General features: G+C 69.1%; 26 protein-coding genes and 1 tRNA gene. 8 read left to right on the plus strand and 19 right to left on the minus strand.

The window, feature by feature from the left end; all coding sequences use genetic code 11:
• Positions 1 to 2: 2 nt before the first annotated feature.
• Both CK240_RS05640 and CK240_RS05645 read right to left on the minus strand, forming a co-directional pair.
• Positions 3 to 227, minus strand: a complete 225-nt coding sequence (locus tag CK240_RS05640; protein WP_095639362.1) for a DUF1150 family protein — start codon at positions 225 to 227, stop codon at positions 3 to 5.
• 11 nt (positions 228 to 238) lie between these two features.
• Positions 239 to 649 carry an Hsp20 family protein gene (locus CK240_RS05645; protein WP_095639363.1) on the minus strand — a complete coding sequence of 137 codons (411 nt, stop codon included), beginning with the start codon at positions 647 to 649 and terminating at the stop codon, positions 239 to 241.
• 170 nt (positions 650 to 819) lie between these two features.
• Between CK240_RS05645 and CK240_RS05650 the strand changes: the two genes are divergently transcribed.
• The 3 genes from CK240_RS05650 to CK240_RS05660 are packed head-to-tail and all read left to right on the plus strand — an operon-like array spanning position 820 to position 2,630.
• Positions 820 to 1,038 (plus strand): YdcH family protein, encoded by a 219-nt coding sequence (locus CK240_RS05650; protein ID WP_095639364.1) that lies wholly within the window; start codon positions 820 to 822, stop codon positions 1,036 to 1,038.
• Between the two features lie 55 nt (positions 1,039 to 1,093).
• A complete protein-coding gene (purE, locus tag CK240_RS05655) occupies positions 1,094 to 1,579 on the plus strand; it encodes a 5-(carboxyamino)imidazole ribonucleotide mutase (RefSeq protein WP_095639365.1) in 486 nt (161 codons plus the stop codon).
• On the plus strand, positions 1,572 to 2,630 hold the full coding sequence (locus CK240_RS05660; protein ID WP_095639366.1) for a 5-(carboxyamino)imidazole ribonucleotide synthase: 1,059 nt from the start codon (positions 1,572 to 1,574) through the stop codon (positions 2,628 to 2,630). The genes purE and CK240_RS05660 overlap by 8 nt, the downstream gene beginning before the upstream one ends.
• Before the next feature lie 78 nt (positions 2,631 to 2,708).
• On the opposite strand, the gene CK240_RS05665 is transcribed toward CK240_RS05660, so the two are convergent.
• Positions 2,709 to 3,917, minus strand: a complete 1,209-nt coding sequence (locus CK240_RS05665; protein WP_095639367.1) for a dipeptidase — start codon at positions 3,915 to 3,917, stop codon at positions 2,709 to 2,711.
• A gap of 4 nt (positions 3,918 to 3,921) precedes the next feature.
• Complete coding sequence (locus CK240_RS05670; RefSeq protein WP_095639511.1) at positions 3,922 to 5,751, minus strand: M3 family oligoendopeptidase; 1,830 nt, start codon at positions 5,749 to 5,751, stop codon at positions 3,922 to 3,924.
• A gap of 131 nt (positions 5,752 to 5,882) precedes the next feature.
• On the opposite strand from CK240_RS05670, the gene CK240_RS05675 reads away from it, so the two are divergent.
• Positions 5,883 to 7,166, plus strand: coding sequence for an O-acetylhomoserine aminocarboxypropyltransferase/cysteine synthase family protein (locus tag CK240_RS05675; RefSeq protein WP_095639368.1), 1,284 nt, complete (start codon positions 5,883 to 5,885; stop codon positions 7,164 to 7,166).
• An 11-nt stretch (positions 7,167 to 7,177) separates the two neighbouring features.
• On the opposite strand, the gene CK240_RS05680 is transcribed toward CK240_RS05675, so the two are convergent.
• The 3 genes from CK240_RS05680 to CK240_RS05690 all read right to left on the minus strand — a co-directional run bounded on the left by CK240_RS05680 (position 7,178) and on the right by CK240_RS05690 (position 8,125).
• Positions 7,178 to 7,498: a YnfA family protein gene (locus tag CK240_RS05680; protein WP_095639369.1), complete on the minus strand. Its 321-nt coding sequence runs from the start codon at positions 7,496 to 7,498 to the stop codon at positions 7,178 to 7,180.
• Positions 7,499 to 7,550: 52 nt separating this feature from the next.
• Positions 7,551 to 7,626, minus strand: a tRNA-Ala gene (locus CK240_RS05685).
• Between the two features lie 181 nt (positions 7,627 to 7,807).
• On the minus strand, positions 7,808 to 8,125 hold the full coding sequence (locus CK240_RS05690; protein WP_095639370.1) for a TIGR02300 family protein: 318 nt from the start codon (positions 8,123 to 8,125) through the stop codon (positions 7,808 to 7,810).
• Between the two features lie 108 nt (positions 8,126 to 8,233).
• Between CK240_RS05690 and CK240_RS05695 the strand changes: the two genes are divergently transcribed.
• Positions 8,234 to 8,914 (plus strand): M48 family metallopeptidase, encoded by a 681-nt coding sequence (locus CK240_RS05695; RefSeq protein ID WP_095639371.1) that lies wholly within the window; start codon positions 8,234 to 8,236, stop codon positions 8,912 to 8,914.
• A 119-nt stretch (positions 8,915 to 9,033) separates the two neighbouring features.
• A complete protein-coding gene (locus tag CK240_RS05700; protein ID WP_095639372.1) occupies positions 9,034 to 9,708 on the plus strand; it encodes a GntR family transcriptional regulator in 675 nt (224 codons plus the stop codon).
• Here CK240_RS05700 and CK240_RS05705 read toward each other — a convergent pair whose 3' ends face one another.
• From CK240_RS05705 to scpA, 5 genes are all read right to left on the minus strand, one after another.
• Entirely contained in the window at positions 9,709 to 11,010 is a 1,302-nt protein-coding gene (locus CK240_RS05705; protein WP_095639373.1) for a homoserine dehydrogenase, read from the minus strand. It abuts the gene before it with no gap.
• Between the two features lie 77 nt (positions 11,011 to 11,087).
• Positions 11,088 to 11,525, minus strand: a complete 438-nt coding sequence (locus tag CK240_RS05710) for a methyltransferase family protein (RefSeq protein ID WP_095639374.1) — start codon at positions 11,523 to 11,525, stop codon at positions 11,088 to 11,090.
• Positions 11,522 to 12,031 (minus strand): hypothetical protein, encoded by a 510-nt coding sequence (locus CK240_RS05715; RefSeq protein ID WP_095639375.1) that lies wholly within the window; start codon positions 12,029 to 12,031, stop codon positions 11,522 to 11,524. The genes CK240_RS05710 and CK240_RS05715 overlap by 4 nt, the downstream gene beginning before the upstream one ends.
• On the minus strand, positions 12,019 to 12,837 hold the full coding sequence (locus CK240_RS05720; RefSeq protein WP_095639376.1) for a glycosyl transferase: 819 nt from the start codon (positions 12,835 to 12,837) through the stop codon (positions 12,019 to 12,021). Before CK240_RS05720 ends, CK240_RS05715 begins: the two co-directional genes overlap by 13 nt.
• Before the next feature lie 153 nt (positions 12,838 to 12,990).
• Positions 12,991 to 15,126 (minus strand): methylmalonyl-CoA mutase, encoded by a 2,136-nt coding sequence (gene scpA / locus CK240_RS05725; protein WP_095639377.1) that lies wholly within the window; start codon positions 15,124 to 15,126, stop codon positions 12,991 to 12,993.
• Between the two features lie 45 nt (positions 15,127 to 15,171).
• Here scpA and CK240_RS05730 point away from each other — a divergent pair, with 45 nt between their 5' ends.
• Positions 15,172 to 15,723 (plus strand): DUF4174 domain-containing protein, encoded by a 552-nt coding sequence (locus CK240_RS05730; RefSeq protein WP_240517303.1) that lies wholly within the window; start codon positions 15,172 to 15,174, stop codon positions 15,721 to 15,723.
• Positions 15,724 to 15,819: 96 nt separating this feature from the next.
• Positions 15,820 to 16,002, plus strand: a complete 183-nt coding sequence (locus CK240_RS05735) for a hypothetical protein (protein ID WP_095639378.1) — start codon at positions 15,820 to 15,822, stop codon at positions 16,000 to 16,002.
• On the opposite strand, the gene CK240_RS05740 is transcribed toward CK240_RS05735, so the two are convergent.
• From CK240_RS05740 to CK240_RS18190, 7 genes are all read right to left on the minus strand, one after another.
• On the minus strand, positions 15,968 to 16,675 hold the full coding sequence (locus CK240_RS05740; protein WP_135058796.1) for a hypothetical protein: 708 nt from the start codon (positions 16,673 to 16,675) through the stop codon (positions 15,968 to 15,970). The two genes, CK240_RS05735 and CK240_RS05740, sit on opposite strands and share 35 nt — an antisense overlap.
• Positions 16,650 to 18,707, minus strand: coding sequence for an acetyl-CoA carboxylase biotin carboxylase subunit (locus CK240_RS05745; RefSeq protein WP_095639380.1), 2,058 nt, complete (start codon positions 18,705 to 18,707; stop codon positions 16,650 to 16,652). Before CK240_RS05745 ends, CK240_RS05740 begins: the two co-directional genes overlap by 26 nt.
• A 101-nt stretch (positions 18,708 to 18,808) precedes the next feature.
• Complete coding sequence (locus CK240_RS05750) at positions 18,809 to 19,030, minus strand: hypothetical protein (protein ID WP_095639381.1); 222 nt, start codon at positions 19,028 to 19,030, stop codon at positions 18,809 to 18,811.
• Positions 19,031 to 19,159: 129 nt separating this feature from the next.
• Entirely contained in the window at positions 19,160 to 19,393 is a 234-nt protein-coding gene (locus CK240_RS05755) for a hypothetical protein (protein ID WP_095639382.1), read from the minus strand.
• Positions 19,394 to 19,523: 130 nt separating this feature from the next.
• Complete coding sequence (locus CK240_RS05760; protein WP_095639383.1) at positions 19,524 to 19,922, minus strand: hypothetical protein; 399 nt, start codon at positions 19,920 to 19,922, stop codon at positions 19,524 to 19,526.
• Between the two features lie 78 nt (positions 19,923 to 20,000).
• Positions 20,001 to 20,138: a hypothetical protein gene (locus CK240_RS18625; RefSeq protein ID WP_167649974.1), complete on the minus strand. Its 138-nt coding sequence runs from the start codon at positions 20,136 to 20,138 to the stop codon at positions 20,001 to 20,003.
• 181 nt (positions 20,139 to 20,319) lie between these two features.
• Positions 20,320 to 21,063: a DUF6497 family protein gene (locus CK240_RS18190; protein WP_240517304.1), complete on the minus strand. Its 744-nt coding sequence runs from the start codon at positions 21,061 to 21,063 to the stop codon at positions 20,320 to 20,322.
• Positions 21,064 to 21,067: the final 4 nt, after the last annotated feature.

Consider the following 21,067-nt stretch of genomic DNA (forward strand, 5'->3'; position numbering starts at 1 on the left):
GCCTAGTGGACGCTGACCGGGTTCAGTTCGTTCTGGCGGGCCAGGACAAAGGCGAGCTTGCGGTCGGCGACCAGCGCCAGGCGCTCGCCATCCACGCCGTGGACGGCATAAAGCGCGTCCAGCTCGGGCGCCTGGGCGCGCACTTCGTGGGGCAGGCTGTCCATGGCGACGCGACGGATGTAGACGGTGTTGCCGTGGACGGGCAGAAAATCGTGTTTCATGTTCATGGCGATCCCCTTCACTTGCGGCTGATCGGTATGGTCTTGACAATGCCATGCGGCGTGACACGCCGCAGGTCGATATGCAGCAGCCCATTTTCCAACGCGGCAGCTTCGACCTCGATCCCTTCGGCCAGCACGAAACTGCGCTGAAAGGCGCGGGCGGCGATGCCGCGATGCAGGAAGACCCGTTCATCCCCCCCCTCGGCCTGGCGGCCGCGGATCACCAACTGCCGGTCCTCGACCGTCAGCGACAGGTCGTCCTCGGCGAAACCGGCGACGGCCAGGGTGATGCGGAACCCGTCCGGGGCGCGATGCTCGATGTTGTAGGGCGGGTAGCCCTCGGCCCCCTTGGCGGCGCGCTCGGCCAGCCGTTCAAGCTGGTCGAAGCCCAGCAGATAGGGGTGGGTGCCCAGGGTCATCTTGGTCATTGGCGTCCTCGGTCAACAAGCGACTGCTTTGGTCCGGCCCCGTTGCGGCGACCGGCCCCGAGGCAGATATGTGGACTGCGGCATCTTCTCGCAAGTGCCCGCTAAGTTTTGCTTAGCAAAGCGAAAAACCCGGCGTATGCTGCAGCTGCGCAAGGCAGGCCAAGCAGAAGATGAACGCCCACCACGAGATGTCGCCCGAGGAAATCGCCCGCACCCGGCTGGAAGGCCTGCGGCGCGAACACCGCGAACTGGACGAGGCGATTGCCGGCATGGCCGCGGGCGGGGTCGTGTGCAGCCTGACGCTGGGCCGGATGAAGCGGCAGAAGCTTGCGCTGAAAGACCGCATCGCCCGGCTGGAAGACGAACTGACCCCCGACATCATCGCCTGATTGCACCCGTCCGCGCCGCCGGTATGATGCGGGCTTTCCGCGAAGGGGGCAGGGGATGACGGTTCCGGTCGGCATCATCATGGGCAGCCAGTCCGACTGGGCCACGATGAAGGAAGCGGCGGCGGTTCTGGACGAGTTGGGCGTGGGGTACGAAACGCGCATCGTCAGCGCCCATCGCACGCCGGACCGCCTGTGGGACTATGGCCGTTCCGCCGTGGATCGCGGCCTTCGGGTCATCGTCGCGGGGGCGGGCGGCGCGGCGCACCTGCCGGGCATGATGGCGTCCAAGACCCGCCTTCCCGTGATCGGCGTACCGGTCCAGACCCGCGCCCTGAACGGCGTGGACTCGCTTTATTCCATCGTCCAGATGCCCAAGGGCTATCCCGTGGCCACCATGGCCATCGGCGCGGCGGGGGCGGCCAACGCCGGCCTGATGGCCGCCGCGATCTTGGCGCTGGACGACCCGGCGCTGGCGCAGCGGCTGGACGCCTGGCGCGAGGCGCTGTCCGCCTCGATCCCGCAGGAGCCCGTCGATGACTGAGACCCTGAAGCCCGGCGCCACCATCGGCATCCTCGGCGGCGGCCAGCTTGGCCGGATGCTCTCCGTCGCGGCCAGCCGCCTGGGCTATCGCTGCCACATCTTCGAGCCCGGCGCCGCGCCCGCCGCCGATGTGGCCCACCGCCTGACGACCGCGCCCTACGAGAGCGAATCCGCCCTGCGCGACTTCGCCGCCTCGGTCGATGTCGTGACCTACGAGTTCGAGAACGTCCCCGCCGCCTCGCTGGACCTGATCGAAAGCCTCGCGCCCATCCGCCCCAACCGCAGGGCGCTGTCGGTCAGCCAGGACCGGCTGGACGAGAAGGACTTCCTTTCCGGCCTCGGCCTGACCACCGCGCCTTATGCCCGCGTCGAGTCCGCCGAAGACCTGGTCGCCGCGATGGGGGGACAGGATCGCGCGATCCTCAAGACCCGGCGCTTCGGCTATGACGGCAAGGGGCAGGTCCGCATCGGGGCGGGCGACGACCTCGCCTCCGCCTGGGCGCTGGTGAACGCGCCCGCGGTGCTGGAAGGCTTCGTCGATTTCACCGCCGAGATCAGCGTCATCGTCGCGCGTGGCCAGGACGGCGCCGTCGCGGCCTTTGACCCCGGCCTGAACGTCCACCGCGAAGGCATCCTGCGCACGACCACCGTGCCCTGCGGGCTGCCCGCGCGGCTGATCCCCGACGCGGTGCTGATCGCCAGCCGCATCGTCACCGCGCTGGACTACGTGGGCGTGATGGGGGTCGAACTGTTCGTCACCCCGCGCGGCCTTGTCGTCAACGAGATCGCGCCGCGCGTCCACAACTCGGGCCACTGGACGCAGGCGGGCTGCGCCGTGGACCAGTTCGAGCAGCACATCCGCGCCGTGGCGGGCCTTCCGCTGGGAGACGGCAAGCGGCACGCCGACGTGGTGATGGAGAACCTGATCGGCGACGACATCGACCGCCTGCCCGACTGGCTCGCGCAGTCCGAGACCCAGGTCCACCTTTACGGCAAGGCCGAGGCCCGGCCGGGCCGCAAGATGGGCCACGTCAACATCATCCGCCGCTGACGCCCCTGCGCGGCAAGCGGGTTTCTTCCTGACCCAAATACCCATTGCGGCGGTGCCACCCTGCGCACCGCCGCAAGTTCACGCGCGCGGCAGCACCTCGCGCAGATAGCGCACCATGTTGCCGCCCATGACCTTGGCGATCTGCGCCTCGGTCAGTCCTGCATCCATCAGCGCCTGCGTCAGCGCCGGCAGCCCCGCCGCGTCGAAGGGCACGCCGACCGAGCCGTCCCAGTCCGACCCGAGCGCCACGTGGTCTTCGCCCACCAGCGCGATCGCGGCGGCGATCGCCGCCGCGATCCCGGCGGGGCTGTCGTTGCAGGTGACGTCCGGCCAGAAGCCGATGCCGACGATTCCGCCGCTGGCCGCCACCGCACGAAGCAGGTCGTCCTGAAGGTTCCGCGGCGTGTTGCAGGCGCCATGCACGCCGGTGTGGCTGATGATGGGCCGCGTGCCCGGCATTGCCAGCACGTCGCGCACCATCTGCGGCGAGGCATGGGCCAGGTCGATCACCATCCCGCGCCGCACCGCCTCGGCCACGACCTCGCGGCCGAAACCGGACAGGCCCGCCTGCGACTGCCCGTGCAGCGAGCCGCCGAGTTCGTTGTCGAAGAAATGCGTGAGCCCCACCAGCCGATAGCCCGCGCCCTCCAGCACGCCGAGGTTGCCGAGATCTCCCTCCAGCGGATGCGCGCCTTCCATTCCCAGGATCGCGCCGATGACACGGCGGCCCGCCGCGCGATCCGCCAGCACGGCGTCGAGGTCCTCGCGGGTGCGGATCAGCCGCAGCCGCCCGGGTTCCGCCTCGGCGAGGTGCCGCAGCCGGGCGGCCTGGTCCAGCGCCCGCTCCTTGAGGCTGAACCAGGTCTGCACCGGGCGAAGCTGCCCGATCACCAGCGGCGTGATGTTGTCCGGGGCCTCGGTCTCGTTCTCGGCATAGTTCTGGCCGCGCGGGCTGCGGGTGACGGCGGTGAAGACCTGCAAGGCGACGTTGCCTTGGTCCAGCCGGGGCAGGTCCACATGGCCCTCGGCGCGGCGCACCGACAGATCGCGGTCCCACAGCAGGGCGTCGGCGTGCAGATCGCCGATGACCAGCCGGTCATGCAGCGCCCGCGCCTCGGCCGAGACCGGCCACGCGGCCTTGGCCGTGACCGGGTTCAAGCGGTCCGCAGCGATGCGCGGGCCGAAGACGAAGAAGGCGGCGACCGCCAGCACGACCATCGCCGCAAGCACCCACAGGGCGCGGACGAGGCGGCTCCGGCGGCGCTGGCGGAAGGGGTCGCGCGCCATCCCCTCAGGCTTCCATCGCCTCGAGTTCGTCGATGAAGCCCTCGATCATGGAGAGGCCCTTGTCCCAGAAGGCCGGATCCGCCGCGTCCAGCCCGAAGGGCGCCAGCAGTTCCGAGTGGTGCTTGGAGCCACCCGCGCGCAGCATGTCGAAATACTTCGCCTGGAAGCCCTCGGGCTGCGCCTCGTAGGCCGCGTAAAGCGCGTTCACCAGCCCGTCGCCGAAGGCATAGGCATAGACGTAGAAGGGCGAGTGCACGAAATGCGGGACATAGGTCCAGAAGCTTTCGTAGCCCGGCATGAACTCGAAGGCGTCGCCCAGCGACTCATGCTGCACCGACATCCAGATCGCGTTGATGTCGTCGGGGGTCAGTTCGCCCTCGGCGCGGGCCGCGTGCAGGCGGCATTCGAAGTCGTAGAAGGCGATCTGGCGCACGACCGTGTTGATCATGTCCTCGACCTTGCCCGCCAGCAGGGCCTTGCGCTGGGCCGGGTCGGTCGTCTTTGCCAGCAGCGCGCGGAAGGTCAGCATCTCGCCGAAGACCGACGCCGTTTCCGCCAGCGTCAGGGGCGTCGAGGAGAGCAGTTCCCCCTGGCCCGCCGCCAGCCGCTGGTGGACGCCGTGGCCCAGTTCATGCGCCAGCGTCATCACGTCGCGCGGCTTGCCGAGATAGTTCAGCAGCACATAGGGATGCGCGTCGGTGACGGTCGGATGCGCGAAGGCGCCCGGCGACTTGCCCGGCTTCACGCCCGCGTCGATCCAGCCCTTCTCGAAGAACGGCTGCGCCAGTTCCGCCAGTTCGGGGTCGAAGCCCGCATAAGCGTCCAGCACCGTCTGGCGCGCCTCGTCCCATCCGACCAGCCGGGGGTTTTCCTGCGGCAGCGGCGCGTTGCGGTCCCAGACCTGCAACTTGTCAAGGCCGAGCCACCTGGCCTTCAGCCGGTAGTAGCGGTGCGACAGGCGCGGATAGGCTGCCACCACGGCATCGCGCAGCGCCTGCACGACCTCGGGTTCCACATGGTTCGACAGGTGCCGCGCCGTCTGGGGCGTCGGCATCTTGCGCCACTTGTCCTCGATCGCCTTTTCCTTGGCGAGCGTGTTGTGGATGCGCGAGAAGAGCTTGACGTTGTCGCCGAAGACCTTGGCCAGCGCCTTCGCCCCCGCCTCGCGGCGCGAACGGTCGTGGTCGGTCAGCAGGTTCAGCGTGGCTTCCAGCCCCAGTTCCTCGCCATCCACGTCAAAGGTCAGGCTGGCGGTAGTCTCGTCGAACAGCCGGTTCCAGGCGGCGGCGCCCACGACCGAGTTGTCGTGCAGGAACTTCTCCAGCTCGTCGGAAAGCTGGTAGGGCCGCATCGCCCGCATCCGGTCGAAGACGGGCTTGTAGCGCGCCGGGCCGTCCTTTGCACCGAAGGTCGCCTGATAGACGTCCTCCGGGATGCGGTTGAATTCCAGGCTGAAGAAGACCAGCGGGGTCGTCATGTCCGTGATCTTCGCCTGCAGGTCGCCCAGGGTCTTGGCGCGCGCGGCGTCGGTCGTGTTCTGGTAATAGCGCAGGCCCGCATAGGACATGATGCGCCCGGCGATCAGGTCGATCTCTTCGTAGCGCCGGATGCAGTCCAGCATCTCGGCGGGCGTCAGGCCGGCCAGCTTGCCCTCGTAATCGGCGGCGAAGCTGGCGCAGGCCTTTTCCAGCCGCTCCAGGTCGCGGGACAGTTCCGGCGCATCGGGCGAGGGGTAAAGGTCCGTCAGGTCCCATTCCGGCAGGTCCCCGAGAGCGAGGGCCCCGCTGGCTTCGGCATCGCGCATCAGGCTGTCGCGCAGGGGCAGGCGGGTCATGGTCGTCTCCATTTTCAGCGTTGCCCAACATCTGTCCCCTCGGGGCCGCCGGTTCAACCCGTCGCGCAGGCGATTGCCAGAGGGCCGCGCCGCGCCTAGCCTCTTGCCCGACGACCCAAGGGGAGAGTTCCATGTCCGACAGCGACCGCCCGCAAGCCTTTGACACGCTTGCCATCCACGCGGGCTCCGCGCCCGATCCGGCGACCGGGGCGCGGCAGGTGCCGATCTATCAGACGACCGCCTACCAGTTCCGCGACGCCGAGCACGCTGCGCGCCTGTTCGGCCTGAAGGAGGTGGGATACATCTATTCCCGCCTGACCAACCCGACCGTGGCCGCGCTGCAGAACCGCGTGGCCGCGCTGGAAGGCGGCGCGGGGGCCGTCTGCTGTTCCTCGGGCCACGCCGCGCAGATCATGGCGCTGTTCCCGCTGATGGGGCCGGGCAGGAACCTCGTCGCCTCGAGCCGGCTTTACGGCGGCACGGTCACGCAGTTCAGCCAGACCATCCGCCGCTTCGGCTGGTCCTGCCGCTTCGTGGACCTGGAAGACCTCGACGCCGTCCGTGCGGCCATCGACGGGGACACGCGGGCGATCTTCTGCGAATCGATCTCGAACCCCGGCGGCTATGTCACGGACCTGCCCGCCATCGCGGGGATCGCGGATGAGGCGGGCGTGCCGCTGATCGTGGACAACACGCTGGCGACGCCCTGGCTGTGCCGCCCGATCGAGGCGGGCGCGACGCTGGTCGTCCACAGCCTGACGAAATACCTGACCGGCAACGGCACCGTCACGGGCGGCGCCGTCATCGACTCGGGCCGCTTCGACTGGTCGGCTTCGGACAAGTTCCCCTCGCTGTCCGCGCCCGAGCCCGCCTATCACGGGCTGAAGTTCCACGAGACCTTCGGGCCCGCCGCCTTCACCTTCCATTCCATCGCCATCGGTCTGCGCGACCTCGGCATGACGCTGAACCCGCAGGCCGCGCATTACACGCTGATGGGGATCGAGACGCTGGGCCTGCGGATGCAGCGCCATGTCGAGAACGCCCAGGCGGTCGCCGAGTGGCTGGATGCCGACCCCCGGGTCCTTGATGTCAGCTATGCGGGCCTGCCCGCCTCGCCCTGGAACGAGCGTGTGCAGCGGCTTTACCCCAAGGGGGCAGGGGCGCTGTTCACCATCCGCCTGAAGGGCGGTTATCAGGCCTGCGTGGACATGATCGGGCGGCTGAAGATGATCAGCCACGTGGCGAACCTGGGCGACGCGCGGACGCTGGCCATCCATTCGGCCTCGACCACCCACAGCCAGCTGACCGAAGCCCAGCAGATCGCCGCAGGGGCCGGGCCGGACCTCGTGCGGCTGTCCATCGGCATCGAGGACGCGCAGGACATCATCGCCGACCTGGACCAGGCGCTCGGCTGATCGCCTTGGGCCTAGCTGCGCGGTCCCAGCAGGATGACCGCAGCGCCCGCAAGGCACAGCAGCGCCCCGATCGCGTCCGAGCGGTCGGGGCGCACCCCTTCCACCGCCCACATCCACGCCAGCGAGGCGCAGATATAGACGCCCCCGTAGGCCGCGAACGCCCGCCCCGCCGCATCTGCGGGCACCCGCGTCAGCAGGATGGCGAACAGCGCAAGGCTGGCCATGCCCGGCACAAGCCAGAGCCAGGACTTGCCCAGCCGCAGCCAGCCCCAGAAGGCGAAGCATCCGGCGATCTCGGCGATTGCGGCGAGGGGGTAGACCACGGCCGTCATGCGGGCGCGCCGGCCTTGGCGGCGCTGCTCTGCAACGATGATGTCGTGAGATTGGTGGAGCCAAGGGGAGTCGAACCCCTGACCTCTTGAATGCCATTCAAGCGCTCTACCAACTGAGCTATGGCCCCACCGGAGGTCTCGGGCTGCAGCATCTGCCGCCCGCGTGGGGGGTCGTATAGGGGCAGCCGCAGAGGGGCGCAAGCGGAAAAATCACGCATGTGCAAACAATGGCGGATTCTTCCTGCAAGCCGCTGCAACACAATGAAAAAGGGGCCCGAAGGCCCCTTTCCCGTCAGTCTTGTCCGACGCTCATTCGTCGTCCGGCTCGGCGACGTCGGCGATCTCGTCCAGCGAGACATCCGCGTCGTCATCCTCGTCCAGCAGATCGTCGTCGATCTCGCCCGTGTCGGCGGCATCGTCCAGATCGTCCTCGATCACGTCGTCCTGGTCGGTGTCGCGCGCCGAGGTCTTTTCGGCGATCATCGAGCGCGTGCGGGCGCTGGTCAGGCTTTCCGCCGAGAACTCGGACCCGCAGGCCGGGCAGGTCATCGGATCGTTGCGAAGGTCATAGAAGCGGCTTCCGCAAGTGGGGCAAAGGCGCTTGGTGCCCCATTCCTCTTTGGGCATGGTGTTCTCTTTTCGCCAAAGGTCAGGTAAATCCGGCCTCCCCTGCCACAGGGCATGAGGGGTGTCAAAGGCTTTCGCCTTGAGGGCGGGGACGCAAGGATGGGCGGCATGGTCATACTTCCCGACGGCACCTCCGTCAGCCTGCGCCGCACCGCGCGGGCACGGCGGATGACGCTGCGGGTGTCGCGCCGGGACGGCACCGTCACCCTGACCCTGCCGCCGCGCCTGCCCGAGGCAGAGGCGCTGGCCTTCCTGGAGGACCGCCGCGACTGGCTTGCCCGTGCGCTTCAGGGCATCGAGCCGCCGCGCCTTGTGGCGTTCGGCGCGGCGGTCCCGGTCGAGGGGCGGCCCCTGCTGCTGACGCCGGCGCCGGTGCGCGCCCCCCGGATCGACGGCGAGACGCTGCTGCTGCCGCGCGCCCGTCCGGCGGCGGTCACGGCGGCGGCCTTCCTGCGGACGCTGGCGCAGGCGCGCCTGGCCGAGGCCAGCGACCGCCATGCCCGCGCGCTGGGCCGCCGCTTCATGGCGCTGGCGCTGCGCGACACGCGCTCGCGCTGGGGCAGCTGCACGCACGAAGGGCGGCTGATGTATTCCTGGCGGCTGGCGATGGCCCCGCCCGAGGTGCTGGACTATGTCGCCGCCCACGAGGTCGCGCATCTGGCGCACATGGACCATTCGCCCGCCTTCTGGGGGGCGGTCGGGCGGCTGTTTCCCGGTTACGAGCGGCAACGGCAATGGTTGCGCCAGCATGGCAGCAGCCTGCACGCCTGGCGCTTCCGCGAGGCGTGAGAAGCGGGGGCCCCGTGCGCCCGGGACGTTCCAGGACAGAAGATGCCCAGATGAGGGGATCTCTGCCCTGCGGCATCAGGAAAATTGACAGGCGGCCCTGATGTGATCACAAGGCGGGCATGGCCACCGCTGCTCGCGCCCTCGCCCCGTCTCCTCCCGCCGTGCATGAGCGGCTGTACCGGGCACTGCGGACGCGGATCATGCTGGGGGAACTGCCGCCGGGCCGCGCCCTGACCCTGCGCGGCATCGCCGCCGAGGAACGCGTCAGCATGACCCCCGCGCGCGAGGCGGTGCGGCGGCTGGTGGCGGAAGGGGCGCTGACGCTGTCGGCCTCGGGGCGTGTGTCCACGCCCGCCCTGTCGGTCGAGCGGATCGAGGAACTGGCCGCCCTGCGCGCGCTGATCGAGCCGGAGCTTGCAAGCCGTGCCCTGCCGCGCGCGCATTTCGCGCTGATCGACCGGCTGGCCGCGATCAACACCGCTATCGGCGAGGCGGCGCAGAACCACGACGCCGTGGGCTATATCCGCACGAACCTGGAGTTTCACCGCACGCTCTACCTGCGCGCGCAGGCCCCTGCGATGCTGGCGATGCTGGAAACGATCTGGCTGCAGCTGGGCCCGACCATGCGCGCCGTCTACCAGCGGATGCGCCGGAACGAGGCCCCGCGCCACCACCGCATGATCCTGGCCGCGCTGCGCGCCGGGGACGAGCCCGCGTTGCGGCTGGCCGTGCGGACCGACGTCACGCAGGGCCTGCGCCACCTGCTGCCCGCGCCGGCCGACGCCGGGCGCTGATCAGACTTCCTCGATGCGCAACTCGACCGGGTCGCCCTCGACGACGCCGGTGCGGGGCAGCGCCTGCATGGCGTGGTCGATGGCCTCGGGCGTGGTCTTGTGGGTGACGATCAGCACCGGGGCCGCGCCCGAGGCGTGCCCGTACTGCCGCATCCGGTCGATCGAGATGCCCGCGTCGCCCAGCACGGTGGCCACCTTGGCCAACGCGCCCGGCTTGTCGGCCAGCGTCAGCCGCAGGTAATAGGCCGCCGGAACTGCTGTCCGTGCGGGCTGCGGCGTCCCGAGCGTGGTGGCAGGCTGGCCGAAGACCGGCATCCGGACCCCGCGCGCCAGTTCCACGACGTCGGACATGACCGCGCTGGCCGTCGGGCCTTCGCCCGCGCCCGCGCCGCGCAGGACGATCTGGCCGACGGCATCGCCCTCGATCACCACCATGTTGGTGCCGCCCTCGAGCTGCCCCAGCGGGCTGTCGCAGGGGACAAGGCAGGGCGACATCCGCTGCTCCAGCCCCCGGCCCGTCATCTGCGCCACGCCCAGCAGCTTGATGCGATAGCCCATGTCGGCGGCGCGGCTGATGTCGTCGATGGACACGCGCTCGATCCCCTCGATCTCGACGCCCTCGAAGGCCACCCGGGTCCCGAAGGCGATCGAGGCGAGGATCGCCAGCTTATGGCTGGCGTCGATCCCGCCCACGTCCAGCGTCGGGTCGGCTTCCAGATAGCCGAGGCGCCGGGCTTCCTCGAACACGGTGTCATAGGGCAGGCCCGCCGACTGCATCCGGGTCAGGATGTAGTTGCAGGTGCCGTTCATCACGCCCATGACGCGCTTGATGCGGTTGCCCGCCAGGCTTTCGGTCATGGCCTTGATGACGGGGATGCCGCCCGCGACCGCGGCCTCGAAGCGGATGGTGCGGCCCCGGGACTCGGCCCGCTCGGCCAGCGCCTGCCCGTGGACGGCCAGCAGCGCCTTGTTGGCGGTGACGACGTCCTTGCCGTTCTCCAGCGCCAGTTCGATCAGTTCGCGCGCGGGGCCCTCGTCGCCGCCGATCAGTTCCACGACCACGTCCACGTCGTCGCGCAGGGCGAGGTCGCTGGCGCGGTCCACCCAGGCATAGCCCGACAGGTCGGCGTCGCGGTTGCGGGTCCGGTCGCGGGCGCAGATGGCCGTGATCTGCACCGGGCGGCCCGAGCGCAGGGCGATCAGGTCGGGATGGTTCTGGACGATCTTGACGACGCCGATCCCGACGGTCCCCAGACCGGCGATGCCAAGGCGCAGCGGCGCGGGCGAGGGGGTGGGGGACATGGGGGCCTCGTGTCAGGATGGGGCGCAGGGGTTGGCCGGGTGTTAGCGCGGGGCCTGCGGGATGGCAACTTGGCCGCTTACAACCAGCGGCGGGTGCGCGCGGCCCAGGCGTCGAAGGCGGCCCTGTCGCGGTTCCGCAACCAGGCCTCTTCCTGCCGGATGAACCGGCGGTCGATCACCAGAAGGAAGCCGGGCACCAGCACCAGCGCGGCCAGCGGCTGCCACACAAGGCAGAGCCCCGCCACGATCAGTACGTCGCCCAGGTAGATCGGGTTGCGGCTCAGCCGGAAGATGCCATGCGTGACCAGCGCCGTGGGCTGCCGCGTCGGATCGACCGTCGCGCCGGCGCGCAGCATCGTCACCGCCGCGGTTGCCATCAGCGCAAGCCCGGCCGCCACCAGGGCCCACCCCGGCAGGGGCGCGGCCGGCATCGGCACAATGCGGCCGGCAAGGAACGCCAGCCCGGCGAAGATCACCAGCCAGACCTGCGGATAGGCAAACAGCTTCCGTATCACTCCGACACTCCGTTGCCGTCGTCCAGCGCGTGGATGAAGCGGGCGACCCGGCGCGCGGCATCCAACGTCATGGCGCGGATGGCCGCAAGGTCGCTGGCGTCCAAGGTATCCTCGAAGATCTCGCCCTGGGTGCTGGCGAAGCGCGGCTGCCAGCCCTCTGCGACAGGCGCCCAGGCCGCGTGGCACAGCAGGTTGCGCCAATCCTTGATCTCGTCCAGTTGCCCCATCAGTTCGGGATCGGCGATGTTCTCGCGGGCGAGGGTGCGTTCCATCCGCTCGATCAGCGTGCCCAGGGAATCGGACGCCACGTGGTCCATGCGCCGCAGCCAAGCGCGGAAGTCGGACTCTCCGATGCCGCCGGGCAGGCGGTGGCGGTCCATCGCGAAGATCGCCCGTTTCAGCATGTCCTCGACATGGCCGAAGCTGGCGATGGTCTGGCCCAGTTCCGCCGCAAGGGGCGCGGGCAGTTCGTGCCAGACGGCTGGCGCCCCGTCTATTCGCGCCACAGCCGGCCGACCCATTCGGCAGGGCGGATGTAATGGCGCAGGTGCCGGGGCAGGCTTTCGCGCCGCCGTCCGTCCAAGGCCGCGCGCAGGTGGTCCGCCGGGTCGCGCGGGGTGTCCTTCTCGCTCCACCGGCCGAGGATGGCGTCGGGCGGGTTCAGGCTGCCCGCGAAGATGACGATCTTCGCGCCGGCAGGGATGCGCGGCGCGCGCCAGTAGCGTGCGGGAAAGGCGGGCACGCAGTCCGCGCGGAAGTGGACGACCCAGCCCTTCGGCCAGAACTTGACGCCCCCCGGCGCGCGGCGGGTGACGAAGCGCTGCTCGAAGCGGTATTCGTCGGCGACCGCCTGGGGGTCGGCGCGGAAGATCTCCTGCAAGGGGGCGAGCTTGCCGACGCGCATCCGGTAGACCGAGGTCTGGCCCAGCTTCTCGAAGGGCTTCACCTTCTGGGGGTTGGTGGCCAGCACGGTGTCGTCGGGATCGCCGAAGCTGAAGAAATCGTCGAGGTTGCCGACGACCACCACGTCGAGGTCCAGAAACAGCACTGTTCCCGTAATGTCGCCCAGATCCCCCCACAGCCGCGACTTGGGCCATTTCCCCAGCGTGTTCTTCGGCGGTTCGTAGTCGAAGCGGGGCAGGGGGCGCACCAAGACATCGGGGTGCAGGCCCGTGCCGTCGTCGGTGAAGCAGATCAGCCGGAACGGCGGCGTGATGTTCCGCGCGATCATCCCGCGCAAACGGTTGACATATTCGGGGCCGAACTTGGTGCCCCACTTGATGCAGATGATCTGCTTGATCGTGCCGGTCATGAACCGAGTGGTGGCACGGAGGACCGGCTGCGGCAAGCGCCCGAAGCAGGGGCTTCGCCCCCGGTCGCTTCGGGGCCTCGTTCTTCTTTGCACAAATATCCTCGGGGGCCCGGGGGGCAGACAGCCCCCCGGTCCGGCGGCGACGCAAGGGCCTCAGCCGCGCCGTTCGCGCACGATCCCCAGGATCTCGCGCGCGGCGGAGGGGATGTTCGTGCCCGGACCGAAGATCGCGGCCACGCCCGCGTCGCGCAGGAAGGCATAGTCCTGCTGAGGGATCACGCCGCCGCAGATGACGATGATGTCGTCCGCGCCCTGGGCCTTGAGCGCCTCGATCAGCTTCGGCGCCAGGGTCTTGTGCCCTGCGGCCTGCGAGGAGATCCCGACGATATGGACATCGTTGTCGATGGCGTCCTGCGCGGCTTCCTCGGGCGTCTGGAACAGCGGGCCCACGTCCACATCGAAGCCGATGTCGGCGAAGGCCGTGGCGATCACCTTGGCGCCGCGGTCGTGGCCGTCCTGGCCCATCTTGACGACCAGCATCCGCGGGCGGCGGCCTTCTTCCTCGGCAAAGGCTTCCACGTCGCGCTGGATCTGGGCGAACCCTTCGTCGCCCTCGTAGGCCGCGCCATAGACCCCGGCCAGGGTCTTCACCTCGGCCCGGTGGCGGCCGAAGACCTTTTCCATCGCCATGCTGATCTCTCCCACGGTTGCACGGGCGCGGGCGGCCTCGACCGCCGCTTCCAGCAGGTTGCCGCCCTCGCGCGCGCGACGTTCCACCTCGGCCAGCGCCGCGTCGCAGGCGGCCTGGTCGCGAGTGGCGCGGATGCGCTCCAGCCGCTCGATCTGGCTGCGGCGGACGGCCATGTTGTCGATGTCGAGGATGTCGATCGGGTCTTCCTTGTCCTTGCGGTACTTGTTGACGCCGACGATCACTTCCTCGCCCCGGTCGATCATGGCCTGCCGCCGGGCCGCCGTTTCCTCGATCCGCAGCTTGGGCTGTCCCGAGGCGACGGCCTTGGTCATGCCGCCCATCGCCTCGACTTCCTCGATGATGGCCCAGGCCTTTTCAGCCAGTTCCGCCGTCAGGCTCTCGATGTAGTAGGACCCGGCCAGCGGATCGACGACATGGGTGATGCCGGTTTCCTCCTGCAGGATCAGCTGGGTGTTCCGCGCGATCCGGGCCGAGAAGTCCGTAGGCAGCGCGATCGCCTCGTCCAGCGCGTTGGTGTGCAGCGACTGGGTGCCGCCCAGCGCCGCGCTCATCGCCTCGTAGGCGGTGCGGATCACGTTGTTGTAGGGGTCCTGCTCCTGCAGCGACACGCCCGAGGTCTGACAATGCGTCCGCAGCATCAGGCTGGACGGCTTCTTCGCCCCGAACTCGGTCATGATCCGGTGCCACAGCAGACGGGCGGCGCGCAGCTTGGCGATCTCCATGAAGAAGTTCATGCCGATGGCGAAGAAGAAGCTGAGACGCCCGGCAAAGGCGTCCACGTCCATGCCCGCGGCGATGGCCGCGCGGACATATTCCCGCCCGTCGGCCAGCGTATAGGCCAGTTCCTGCACCAGGTTCGCCCCGGCTTCCTGCATGTGATAGCCAGAAATCGAGATCGAGTTGAACTTGGGCATCTCGCGCGAGGTGTAGCCGATGATGTCCGCGATGATCCGCATCGAGGGCTCGGGCGGATAGATATAGGTGTTGCGGACCATGAACTCCTTGAGGATGTCGTTCTGGATGGTCCCCGACAGCACCGATCGGTCGTGCCCCTGTTCCTCGCCCGCGACGATGAAGCTGGCGAGGATCGGGATCACCGCGCCGTTCATGGTCATCGACACCGAGACCTTGTCCAGCGGGATGCCGTCGAACAGGATCTTCATGTCCTCGACGCTGTCGATGGCCACGCCCGCCTTGCCCACGTCGCCTTCGACACGCGGATGGTCGCTGTCATAGCCGCGGTGGGTCGCCAGGTCGAAGGCCACCGAGACGCCCTGCTGGCCTGCGGCAAGGTTGCGGCGGTAGAAGGCGTTCGACTCCTCGGCGGTCGAGAAGCCCGCGTATTGCCGGATCGTCCAGGGCCGGCCCGCGTACATCGTCGCGCGCGGGCCCCGGGTGAAGGGCGCGATGCCGGGAAGGGAGCCCATGTGGTCGAGCCCAGCCGTGTCCGCCTCGGTGTACAGCGGCTTGACGGTGATGCCTTCCAGCGTGTCCCAGTTCAGCGTGTCGGGATCGGCGCCCTTCAGTTCCTTCGACGCCAGCGCGCGCCATTGATCGAGGTCGGGGGTCCGGGTCATCTCTTGGTCCTTTCCGATGCGACCGCAGTCGCTATATTCTGAAACATGAGGATCTTGCTGTCGAAGATGTCGGCCCTCGCGCTGGCCGTGACGGGCGCGCAGGCGCTTGCCATGGGTGGCCCGACGCCCCCGCCCGAGCCGGTGCGGGTCGAGCGCGCCGCCCCCGCGCGTCCCGCAACCGCCCAGGTCCCGCAAGCGGCTGCGGATACGCCGCCCGCCGGGCCCCGGCAGGTCGAGCTGGACATCCGCGCCGCAACCGAGGTCACGCCCGAGGCGCTGCTGTTCGATCGCAGGCCGGTCCTTGTCTTCGCCGACACGCCCGAGGAGCCTTCCTTTTCCACGCAGATGGATCTGCTGGCCCGCGATCCCGCCGCGATGGAGCGGAGGGACGTGACGGTCATCACGGACACCGACCCGGCAGCGGCGTCGGCCTGGCGGCAGCGGTTCAGGCCGCGGGGCTTTTCGCTGATCGTGCTGGATACGGACGGCACCGTGATCGACCGCAAGCCCTTTCCTTGGGACACGCGCGAAATCGGCCGCGCCATCGACAAGACCCCCGTCCGGCGTGGAGAAACGCGGGCAAGCGGCGGCCGATAGGCGTTGCGCGCGAATTCATTGCGGAACCGGGGCGGCGCAACTATCTTGATCTGCGAAGGATGCGCCGTGTCGCATCGCGCATGACAGGGCAGGGCCATGGCCAAGGAAACCTCACCCCGCAAGATCGACAGCCCGCCGTCCCCGCGGCGCGTCAAGCGGCCTGCCACGACGGACGAACTTGTCGAGCGCCTGCTGAATGCGCGCAACTCGAACGAGATCGCTGCGGTGATCGGTCTGCCTCCCATCACGGGCCTTTCGGGTCCGAAGGTCGCTTACTGAGCTTTTCCCGAAGCTGCGCCAGCTCGCCCGGCAGGGTGGCGGCGATGCGTTCGGTTTCCCGCCGCTCGGCCGCGGCAAGCAGCGCCTGCACGGCGCCTTCCCCTCCATGCAGGCCCGCGCTCAGCACGATCATCGCGCGGCGGCCTGTGGCAAGCGTCTCGTCGTTCAGGATCAGGTAGTCCCGGAACATCTCGGTCGCACGCTCGGGCTGGTCCTTGGCATTGGCGCGGATGTCCTGCGCAAGCGCCGAGCGGACGGCCAGCAGGCGGTAATAGCGCACGACGGGGTCGATCGCCCATTCCGGCAGGATATGCACGTCCTCGACGATGGCGCGGAAGATGCGGTCATTGGCGTCATGAGGCAGGATCGGGACGTGCCGCCCTTGGACCAGCCGCGCAACCATGGCCTCGCGCGCGTCCGGTTCCTCCAGCGTCTGGCCTTCCAGAGCCGCCACATGGGCGCGGATCTCGGCCAGCAGCGCCCGCTGGATGTCGCCCACCCGTTCCTCGCGCAGCTGGCGGTCGCGGCGCCGCGACAGCGCGTGCGTCCAGAACCACCCGGCCGCGACCACGCCACCGCCCACCAGGGCAGTGACGAGGGCCGCGGCGACGCGGTCGTTCAGGAACAGCCCGCGCAGGTCCACCTGCTCACTCGAACTCCATGATGACGTCATCGACCTTGAGGCTTTGCCCTGCCTCGGCGTTGACCGACTTGACGGTGCCCTTGCGCTCGGCGCGCAGGATGTTCTCCATCTTCATGGCCTCGACGGTGGCCAGCGCCTGGCCCTCCTGCACCTCGTCGCCCGCCTGCACGTTGATGCGGACCACAAGGCCCGGCATCGGGCAGAGCAGGAACTTCGAGGTGTCGGGCGGCAGCTTCTCGGGCATCAGCCGGGCGAGTTCCGCCGTGCGAGGACGGCGGACATGGGCTTTCAGGTCGGCGCCGCGCGTCCGCAGGCGCATCCCGGCGGGGATCTTGTCCGCCTTCAGTGCCAGGGGCTCGCCGTCCACCGTCAGCCGCGCCAGCGACATGCCCGGCTTCCAGTCGGATTCCACCCGCAGGCTGCGCCCGTTCACCTCGACGGTCGAGCCGGTCCTGTCGGCGCGGACGCGGACCGGGAACTCCTGCCCGTTCAGCACGACGACCCAGTTCTCGCCCACGCGGCGCTCGTGGTTGTCCAGGCGGCCGGTGATCTGGGTGCGGCGGATTTCCGCGACCCGGTGCATGGCGGCGGCGGCGGCCGCGACACGTTCCAGCTGCTCGGCCGGCAGGGTCGCGCCCTGGAAGCCCTCGGGGTATTCCTCGGCGATGAACGCGGTCGAGATGTCGCCGGACACGAAGCGCGGATGGTCCATCACCGCCGACAGGAACGGCAGGTTGTGGCCGATGCCCTCCACCTCGAAGCCGTCCAGCGCCCGGCGCATCGCCTCGATGGCCTGCGCGCGGTCGGGCGCCCAGGTGCAGAGCTTGGCGATCATCGGGTCGTAATACATCGAGATCTCGCCGCCCTCGTAAACGCCGGTGTCGTTGCGGACGCCGGTTTCGGCCACGGGCGGCTCGTCACCCGGATGGGCGGGCACCCACTTGCCCGCTTCCAGCAGCGGACCGGCGGCGGTTTCCACCGGCGGGCGATAGCGTGTCAGGCGACCGATCGAGGGCAGGAAGTTGCGGTACGGGTCCTCGGCGTAAAGGCGGCTCTCGATGGCCCAGCCGGTGATGGTCAGGTCGCCTTGGGTGAAAGGCAGGGGCTCGCCCGCTGCCACGCGGATCATCTGTTCCACCAGATCGACGCCGGTGATGAGTTCGGTCACCGGGTGTTCGACCTGAAGTCGTGTATTCATTTCAAGGAAATAGAAGTTCTTGTTCGCGTCCACGATGAACTCGACCGTGCCGGCCGAGGTGTAGCCCACGGCCTTGGCCAGCGCGACCGCCTGCTCGCCCATCGCGCGGCGCGTCTCGGGGTCGAGGAAGGGCGAGGGCGCCTCCTCGATGACCTTCTGGTTGCGGCGCTGGATGGAACATTCGCGTTCGTGCAGGTAGACGCAGTTGCCGTGCTTGTCGGCCAGCACCTGGATCTCGATGTGGCGCGGCTGCGTGACGAACTTCTCGATGAAGATGCGGTCGTCGCCGAAGCTGCTGGCCGCCTCGTTGCGCGACGATTCAAAGCCCTCGCGCGCTTCCTGGTCGTTCCAGGCGATCCGCATCCCCTTGCCGCCGCCGCCGGCGCTGGCCTTGATCATCACCGGATAGCCGATCTGCGAGGAAATGCGCACCGCCTCCTCGGCATCGGCGATCAGGCCCATGTAGCCGGGGACGGTCGAAACCCCGGCTTCCTGCGCGATCTTCTTCGAGGTGATCTTGTCGCCCATCGCCTCGATGGCAGGCGAGGGCGGGCCGACGAAGACCACGCCCTCTTTCTCAAGGGCGGCGGCGAAGTTCATGTTCTCGCTGAGAAAGCCATAGCCGGGATGCACCGCCTCGGCGCCCGTCTGGCGGATGGCCTCCATGATCCTGTCGATCACGATATAGGACTGGTTCGCGGGCGGCGGGCCGATATGGACCGCCTCGTCGGCCATGCGGACATGCAGTGCATTGCGGTCGGCGTCCGAATAGACGGCGACGGTGGCGATCCCCATCTTCCGTGCGGTCTTGATGACGCGGCAGGCGATCTCTCCGCGGTTGGCGATCAGGATCTTCTTGAACATGCGTGTCCCTTGATGGCGCTGGATATGAAAAAGCCGCCCCGGTCGGTCAGACCGGGACGGCGGAACAGGATCGGATGCGCGCGTCGTGCGCGCGGGTCAGCTTACTGGCAGAGCCGGACGTCGTCGCACAGCGCGCCGCCTGCGGCACCGATGGCCGCGCCCGCAAGACGGTCGCTGCCGCCCTTGCCGCGGACCTGCTGGACGACATAGCCCGCGCCCGCGCCGATGATGGCGCGGTCGGCGTCGGTGGGCTGGATGTTCTGGGTGCAGCCGGCCAGCAGGGCCGCGCTGATACCGCCAGCAATGAGAAGCTTCCGGGACATGGAATATCCTTCAACGAGTTGCCCGGAAGGGGCGCCGAGGTGATGTGCCCCTGCGCTGCGGCTTCCGGCCAGTTGGAATTTGAACCGTCTTGGCTGGCGATCAACGCCAGCCGACGGTCAGGGTTCCGATCAGGGCGCGCAGACGCCCACGTCGTCGCACAGGGCGCCGCCGGCGGCACCGATGAGCGCACCGGTTGCGACTTTCTCATCCAGCGCCTTGGCGACGACGGCACCCGCGACCGCACCGCCCGCGGCACGCTGCGCGTCGGGCGAGATGCCGGTGCCGTAGCCGGGCTGGCAAGCCGCAACGGTGCCGACGAGCAGCGCCGCGCCGCAAGCGCGGAGGATGAAGGATTTCTGCATGATATTCTGCCTGTATTCGTGGCCCGCGAGCGGGCGCGTGGTTTTGCGTGCGCGATCACTATGACATCCCGCAACGGGAGGTCAAACTGACAAGCGGGTGATGGTGCGCACACAGGCATCATCCCGCGCATCACTCATCTTCCTCGTCGAAGTCCTCGTCATCCCAGTGAAAATCCTCACTGGCGCCGGGCGCGAACAGTTCGGGGAAGTTGGCCTCGGCGCGCTTGAGATCGACGCGCAGCAGCTGTTCGTAGCTGGTGGGGTCCAGCTTGCCGACCGCCACGACCTCGCGTCCCAGAAGCCAGGACAGGCGCCCCGCGTCGAGGTTCCCGCGCTCGAAGGGCTCGTCGCCGAAATGTTCGATCAGCGCGGCCAGGAAGGCCGTGTCCGCGCGCCGGTCGCCGGCCGAGCGGTCGCGATAACGCTCGCGCGCCACAAGCTTGGTGGCACCCTTGGGGCTGGCGCGGCGGATGGTGAACTGGTGGTCGGTGGACGGAAGCCGTCCGGGAAAGCCGCGATGCTTCAGCATGATGCTTCGCCTTCCTTCACAAGGACGCGAAGCGCCGCGGCGGCAGTGCGCGGACCCGAGGGCCCGCGCCGCAAGGCGTCAGTTGGCGCCGTACTTGCCCTGGAACACAGGCTCGGGGGCCACGGCGACCGGCGCAGGGGTCGGCTGCGGCTGCTGCTGCTGGCAGGCCGAGACGAGGCCGGCGAGAACCAGCGCGAGGGCGAGCTTTTTGGACATGAATGGCTCCTGTAAGGCGGGGTCTGATTGCCCCGGCTGCTCGATGAGCGGACCGCACCGTGCGGCCGCGGCGCGATGTTAGCGGCGGGGCCGGACAGGGGACAGGGCACAGCCGAACCGCTGCACGCGCCATGTGGCAGGGTTGCATCAGGGCGGCTTGCGCCCGGATCATCGCAGGTCATCACATCGGTTCCCACACGCAGGCGTCACGGTTGGCGGGGATCATGAACCCCTCGAAAAGCTGGACAATCTCGGGGTCGAAGCTGCCGAAGGGACTGGGCGCCGAGGCCATCGAGATCACCACCTGCGACGGGCGCGGCGTCTGCCCGGCCAAGCGGGGCAGGGCGAAGTTCTCGCACAGCCAGACGATGTCGCGGTGCACAGGGTCCTGCATCAGGATGTCGGGCGCGGCCGGCAGGGCCATGTCCCCTCCCTCGGCGATGGCCGCATGGTCCTGACCCGCCTCGTCCAGGGGGCTGGCCTCGGCCCCTTCGGGCAGCGTCGCGTCGGGCGGGGCAAGCTCGGAGGGCAGGGGCGCGGCGTCCACGCCCTCTTCTCCGGGCAGCGGCTGGATCGACAGGCCCCCCATGTCCTCTCCGGGGACCTGCTGGATGACCAGATCGCCCAGCGCGCTGTCGAGTTCGGCCTGCTCCTCGGGCGTCAGCGGCGCCTCCTCGCCGAAGGGCTCGTCCAGCATCTCGAGGGGCAGCCCCTCGGCCATGTCCTCCTCGGAAACCGGAGGAACCAGCGCCGCCAGCGACGGCATGACAAAGCGGTAGCGCTGCACCAGTCCCAGCCCTGGAACACGGTCCGTCAGCTCTTCCTGCAGCCAGACCTCGGCGCCCGAAGGCACCGGGACCAGCGGCTGCGCGCCGTTCGCGGCCATGCCGGCCGCGGTCGAGGCAAGGAGAAGAGCGGCGGACAATGTC

Source organism: Paracoccus salipaludis, assembly GCF_002287065.1.
GTDB classification, from domain to species: Bacteria; Pseudomonadota; Alphaproteobacteria; order Rhodobacterales; family Rhodobacteraceae; genus Paracoccus; species Paracoccus salipaludis.